The organism is Candidatus Brocadiaceae bacterium (assembly GCA_012728835.1).
GTDB lineage: Bacteria > Planctomycetota > Brocadiia > SM23-32 > SM23-32 > JAAYEJ01.
In genome coordinates this window covers 1-5,655 of record JAAYEJ010000004.1, presented here as the reverse complement: position 1 = coordinate 5,655, position 5,655 = coordinate 1, and the positions used below count along the sequence as shown (strand labels likewise).

At 71.8% G+C, this 5,655-nt stretch carries 3 protein-coding genes; all 3 read left to right on the top strand.

Annotated elements, in window-relative coordinates:
- The first annotated feature begins 228 nt into the window (after positions 1–228).
- Genes der through GXY85_00395 form a run of 3 tightly spaced genes read left to right on the top strand, consistent with a single transcriptional unit; the run spans position 229 to position 5,278 of the window.
- Positions 229–1,587, top strand: coding sequence for a ribosome biogenesis GTPase Der (gene der, locus GXY85_00405; protein ID NLW49290.1), 1,359 nt, complete (start codon positions 229–231; stop codon positions 1,585–1,587).
- Entirely contained in the window at positions 1,577–4,441 is a 2,865-nt protein-coding gene (gene uvrA / locus GXY85_00400; protein ID NLW49289.1) for an excinuclease ABC subunit UvrA, read from the top strand. Before der ends, uvrA begins: the two co-directional genes overlap by 11 nt.
- Positions 4,442–5,278, top strand: coding sequence for an HAD-IIA family hydrolase (locus GXY85_00395; GenBank protein ID NLW49288.1), 837 nt, complete (start codon positions 4,442–4,444; stop codon positions 5,276–5,278).
- Positions 5,279–5,655 lie beyond the last annotated feature (377 nt).

Below are 5,655 nucleotides of genomic sequence, written 5' to 3'. Positions count from 1 at the left end.
TTGAGCCGATCCCGCTCCTTCTGGCTCATCTCGATCCGGTCTCCCTCCATCCGCTCTCCTTCCACCCGAAGGAAAGCGGACATTTCTATCCGCCGAAGACCGGACATTACTATCCGCGTATGACAGCGCCGCCGGCGCTGTGGCTTTCGCGCCCCACCTGCTATAATGCGGGGTTTGAGCGGGCCTCGGGGTCCGCACTCCGCCCTCTTGTGCTGTCCGGGCCCTGCTATGGCGCACGTTCCGTCGGTGGTGATCGTCGGCCGGCCCAACGTCGGCAAGTCCTCGCTGTTCAACGCGATCTGCCGCGAGCGGGTCGCGATCGTCGAGCCCACGCCCGGGGTGACCCGCGATCGCATCAGCCGGGTCATCGAGCGGAACGGCGCCCGCTTCGAGCTGGTCGACACGGGCGGCATCGGCCTGCACGACTCCGAGGCGCTGGCCGATCACATCCAGGCCCAGATCGCCGTGGCCATCGAGCAGGCGGACCTGGTGCTGCTGGTCGTGGACCTGCGGGCAGGCCGCCAGCCGTTCGACTCGGAGATCGCCAACGCCCTCCGCGCGGCCGGCAAGGACGTGCTGCTGGTCGTCAACAAGGCCGACGGCGGCCGCAACGACGAGCCCCCGGCCGCAGAGTTCTACGCCCTGGGCTTCCCGTCGATGTCGCTGACCAGCGCCGAACACCGCCGCGGCATCCGGCCCCTGATCGAGAAGCTCGTGGCGGCCCTTCCGGAGGCGCGCGGCCCCCAGGAGCCGCCCGCCGAGGAGCCGATGAGGATCGCCTTCGTCGGCCGGCGAAACGTCGGCAAGAGCAGCCTCGTCAACTGCCTGGCCCAAGAGCCCCGCGTCGTCGTCAGCGAGATCCCCGGCACGACTCGGGACTCGGTGGACGTGCGGTTCCAGATCGACGGGCTGACCTTCACCGCCATCGACACGGCCGGGCTCCGCCGGCGCAAGCAGGTGAAGGACTCCATCGACTTCTACAGCACCGCGCGCACCGAGGCCGCCGTGCGGCGCGCGGACGTCGTCGTGCTCATGGTCGAGGCGCCCATGGAGGTCGGCCGCCTGGACAAGCAACTGGCCGAGGACATCGTCAATCAGTACAAGCCCTGCGTCGTCGCGGTCAACAAGATGGACCTCGCCCCGCAGAGCGGGCGCGAGGAGTTCGTCCGCTACATCCACGACCGGCTGCCCATGCTCGCGTTCGCGCCGGTGGTGTGCATCAGCGCGACGACGGGCCGGAACGTGCCGCACCTGATCGAGGCCGCCCAGGCGCTGCACGAGCAGGCGGCCGTGCGCGTGCCGACGGGGCCGCTGAACCGCGCCGTGCAGGAGGCCGTGGGGCGCCGCCCGCCCCCGCGCACCCCCAGCCGGTTCGGGCGCATCTACTACGCGACCCAGGTGGGCGTCCGCCCGCCGACGGTCGCGCTGTTCACAAACGAACCGCGCCTGATCGACGACGTCTACCTGCGCTACCTGGGCAACCGCCTGCGCGCCGAGTTCGCCTTCAGCGCCATACCCATCCGCTTCCTGCTGCGCAGCCGGCGCTCCGGGCCGGCGGGGAAGGACGTCCCGGACCATGACGACTGACGCCCGCACCGCCCTCGCGCACGCCCCGGTTGCGGAAGACGGCCGCATCCACGTCCTGCGCGCCTGCACGCACAACCTCAAGGGCATCGACCTGGAGCTGCCACGCGACGCGCTGGTCGTCGTCACCGGGCTGAGCGGCAGCGGCAAGTCGTCGCTCGCCTTCGACACGCTCTACGCCGAGGGGCAGCGCCGCTACATCGAAAGCCTGTCCAGCTACGCCCGGCAGTTCCTGGAGCAGATGCCGCGGCCGGACTGCGACCTGGTGGCGGGCCTGCCCCCGACGATCGCCATCCGCCAGGAGATGAGCGGCACCGGCCCGCGGTCCACGGTGGCGACGACCACGGAGGTCTACGACCGCCTCCGGCTGCTCTTCGCCCGCCTCGGCACGGCCCGGTGCCCCGACTGCGGCGCCGAGATCCGGCACCAGACGCTGGAGCAGATCGTGGCCGCCATCCGCGACCTGCCGGCCGGCACCCGCCTGGCCCTGCTGGCGCCGCTCGTGCGCGGCCGCCGCGGCCACTACCGCGAGCTGTTCGACCGCATCCGCGCCGACGGCTACGTCCGCGTGCGCGTCGACGGCGTCGTGCGCGACCTGGACGACCTCGACCGCCTGGACCGCTACAAGGTGCACGACATCGAAGTGGTCATCGACCGGCTCGTGGTCCGGCGCACCGACACCGCGCGCCTGGCCGACAGCGTGCGCACGGCCCTGGCCGCCGGCGGGGGCGCGTGCATCGCCCTGCTGGAGAGCGGACGCGAGGTGCTGTTCAGCCGCACACTGGCCTGCCCGGAATGCGGCCGCAGCATCCCGGAGCCCCACCCCAACACGTTCTCGTTCAACAGCCCCTACGGCCGGTGCGAGACGTGCAGCGGCCTGGGCACGGTGGAGGAGTTCGACGAGGACCTGGTCGTGCCCGACAGGTCGCTCAGCCTGGCGGCGGGGGCCGTGGAGCCCTGGGCACGCACGGGCGGCCGCACCGGTCGCCGCCTCCAGACCATGATGAAGGAACTGACCGAGGCCCTGGGCATCGACCCCCAGCGGCCGTTCCGCCGCATCTCCGCCCCGCTGCGCAGGGCACTGCTGACCGGAGAGGGCCTGGAGGAGCGCACCGGGCTCCCGGCGCGCCACGCCGTCATCCCCAGCCTGCGCGAGTTCATGGACGCCGGGCCGTCCTACGGCCGGCACATGTTCGGCCGCTACCTGGCCCACAGGCCCTGCCCGGCGTGCCGCGGCGCCCGCCTGCGGCCGGAGGCGCTGGCGTTCCGCGTGGCCGGGCTCACCATCAGCGAGATGACGGCGCTGAGCGTCGGCGAGGGGCTGGCGCAGATCGACGGCCTGACGTTCGAGGGCTCGCGCGAACGCATCGCCGCGCCGATCCGGAAGGACGTCCGCGAACGGCTCCGCTTCCTCATGGACGTCGGCCTGCACTACCTGACGCTGGACCGCCGGTCCAACACCCTGAGCCGGGGCGAGTACCAGCGCATCCGCCTGGCCACGCAGATCGGCAGCGGGCTCACGGGCGTCTGCTACATACTCGACGAACCGTCGATCGGCCTGCACCCGCGCGACAACGAACGCCTGCTCGACTCCCTGGAGCGTCTGCGCGAGGCCGGGAACACGGTGCTGGTCGTCGAGCACGACGAGGCCACGATCCGGCGCAGCGACTGGGTGGTGGACCTGGGGCCGGGCGCCGGGCGCGCGGGCGGGCACGTCGTCTTCAGCGGCCCCGCCGCAGACCTGCAGGCCGCACCCGACAGCCTCACCGGCCGCTACCTGTCCGGGCGGGAGTCGATCCCCATCCCGGAACGCCTCCGCACGCCCCGCCGGGGCCGGGCGATCACCATCACGGGTGCGAGCGAGCACAACCTGAAGGACATCGAGGCGATCATCCCCCTCGGCCTGTTCTGCTGCGTCACGGGCGTGAGCGGCAGCGGCAAGAGCACGCTGGTCAACGACGTCCTCCACCGGGCGCTGGCCCGACGGCTGTACGGCAGCCGCCCCCGGCCGGGCCGGCACCGTTCGCTGCGGGGCGCCTCGAAGGTCCGACAGGTGCTGGAGATCGACCAGAGCCCCATCGGCCGCAGCCCCCGCTCCTGCCCCGCCACCTACACCAAGGTGTTCGACGACATCCGTCGCGCCTTCGCCGAGACCCGGCAGGCCAGGATCCGCGGCTTCGGCCCCGGGCGGTTCTCCTTCAACAGCAAGGAAGGCCGCTGCCCCGTCTGCGGGGGACTCGGCGAGAAGCAGATCGAGATGAGCTTCCTGCCCGACGTGCGCGTCACATGCGAGGAATGCCGCGGCCGCCGGTTCGGAGAGCAGACGCTGCAGATCGCCCTGCGCGGCAAGAGCATCGCCGACGTGCTGGCCATGACCGTCGAGGAGGCCCTGGAGTTCTTCCGCACGCATCCGCCTATCGAGCGGAAGCTGCGCACCATGCGCGAGGTCGGCCTGGACTACCTGACGCTGGGCCAGCCGAGCACGACGCTCAGCGGCGGGGAGGCCCAGCGCATCAAGCTCACGCGCGAACTCGGCAAGGTCGCCACGGGCGATACGCTCTACATCCTGGACGAGCCGACCACGGGCCTGCACTTCGACGACGTCAGGAAGCTGCTGCGCATCTTCCACAACCTGGCCGACCGGGGCAACACGCTCGTCGTCATCGAGCACAACCTGGACGTGATCAAGAACGCCGACTACATCCTGGACCTGGGCCCCGAGGGCGGCGACGCCGGCGGCTGCGTGGTCGCCTGCGGCCCGCCCGAGCAGGTGATCCGCGCCCCCCGGTCGCACACCGGCCGCGCGCTCGAGCCCCTGTTCCGGGGGCGCAAACCCCGAATCCGTCTGGAGACCTGAATGACCGACCCGACCCCGCTCCCGATCGCCGACGTCCCCGCCGTCCGGTCACTGCTCGACCGCCTGAGCGGCTTCATCTTCGACCTCGACGGGACCCTTTACATCGGCGGCGAGCTGATCCCCGGCGCCGATGCCGCCGTGGACGGCCTGCGCCGACTCGGCAAGAAGGTCGCCTTCGTCAGCAACAAGCCCATCGGCACCCGCCAGGAATACGCGGAGAAGCTCAACCGGCTCGGCGTCGCCTGCTCGGTCGACGAGGTCATCAACTCCGCCCTGGTCGCCGCCCGCTACCTTCAGAAGCACCGCCCCGGCGCCCGTTGCTTTCCCGTGGCCGAACCGCCCGTCATCAAGGAACTGCTGGACCACGGCCTGCGCATCTCCGATGACCCCGAGCAGATCGACGTCGTCGTGGTCGCCTTCGACCGCACGTTCGACTACCGCAAGCTCAACATCGCCTACCGCGCCGCCCTCCACGGCGCCGAACTGATCGCCACCAACCCCGACCGCACCTGCCCGATGCCCGACTACGACCTGCCCGACGCGGCCTGCATGATCGCCGCCATCGAAGCATGCACCCAACGGAAGGTCCACCCCATCGTCGGCAAGCCCTCCCCCATCATGCTCCAGGAGGCGCTCGACCTGGTCGGGCTCCAGCCCCGCCAGTGCGCCATGCTCGGCGACCGCCCGGAGACGGACATGCAGATGGCACGCGACGCCGGCCTGACCGGCATGCTGGTGCTCACCGGCGTGACCGGCCCGGACGACCTGGCGACCCTCGCAGTGCGCCCGGACTGCGTGCTTTCGTCGGTCCTTACGCTCGCCGATGCCTGCCGCTGACCGCCCGTCCCCCAACGGGTAGCCCCCGGGCGGCCCCGCCCGGGCCGCGCTGCCACGGCGGGCGTGCGTGCCAATGGAGGGCCGCGCTCCGTCGCGGCCGCGTGCGTGCCAATGGAGGGCCGCGCTCCGTCGCGGCCGGGAATGGCAGGCGCCCGGTGATGGCAGGAGCGGGCACGACGGAGCGTGCCCCTCCAACGGCGTGGCCGCGTGCGTGCCGGTGGAGGGCCGCGCTCCGTCGCGGCCGGGGATGGCAGGCGGCCGGTGATTGCAGGAGCGGGCACGACGGAGCGTGCCCCTCCAACGGCGTGGCCGCGTGCGTGCCAATGGAGGGCCGCGCTCCGTCGCGGCCGGGAATGGCAGGCGCCCGGTGATTGCAG

Bases quoted from the DNA above. Each gene is read 5' to 3' on its own strand.
- GXY85_00395 (NLW49288.1), top strand. From the start codon at position 4,442: ATGACCGACCCGACCCCGCTCCCGATCGCCGACGTCCCCGCCGTCCGG.
- uvrA (NLW49289.1), top strand. From the start codon at position 1,577: ATGACGACTGACGCCCGCACCGCCCTCGCGCACGCCCCGGTTGCGGAA.
- der (NLW49290.1), top strand. From the start codon at position 229: ATGGCGCACGTTCCGTCGGTGGTGATCGTCGGCCGGCCCAACGTCGGC.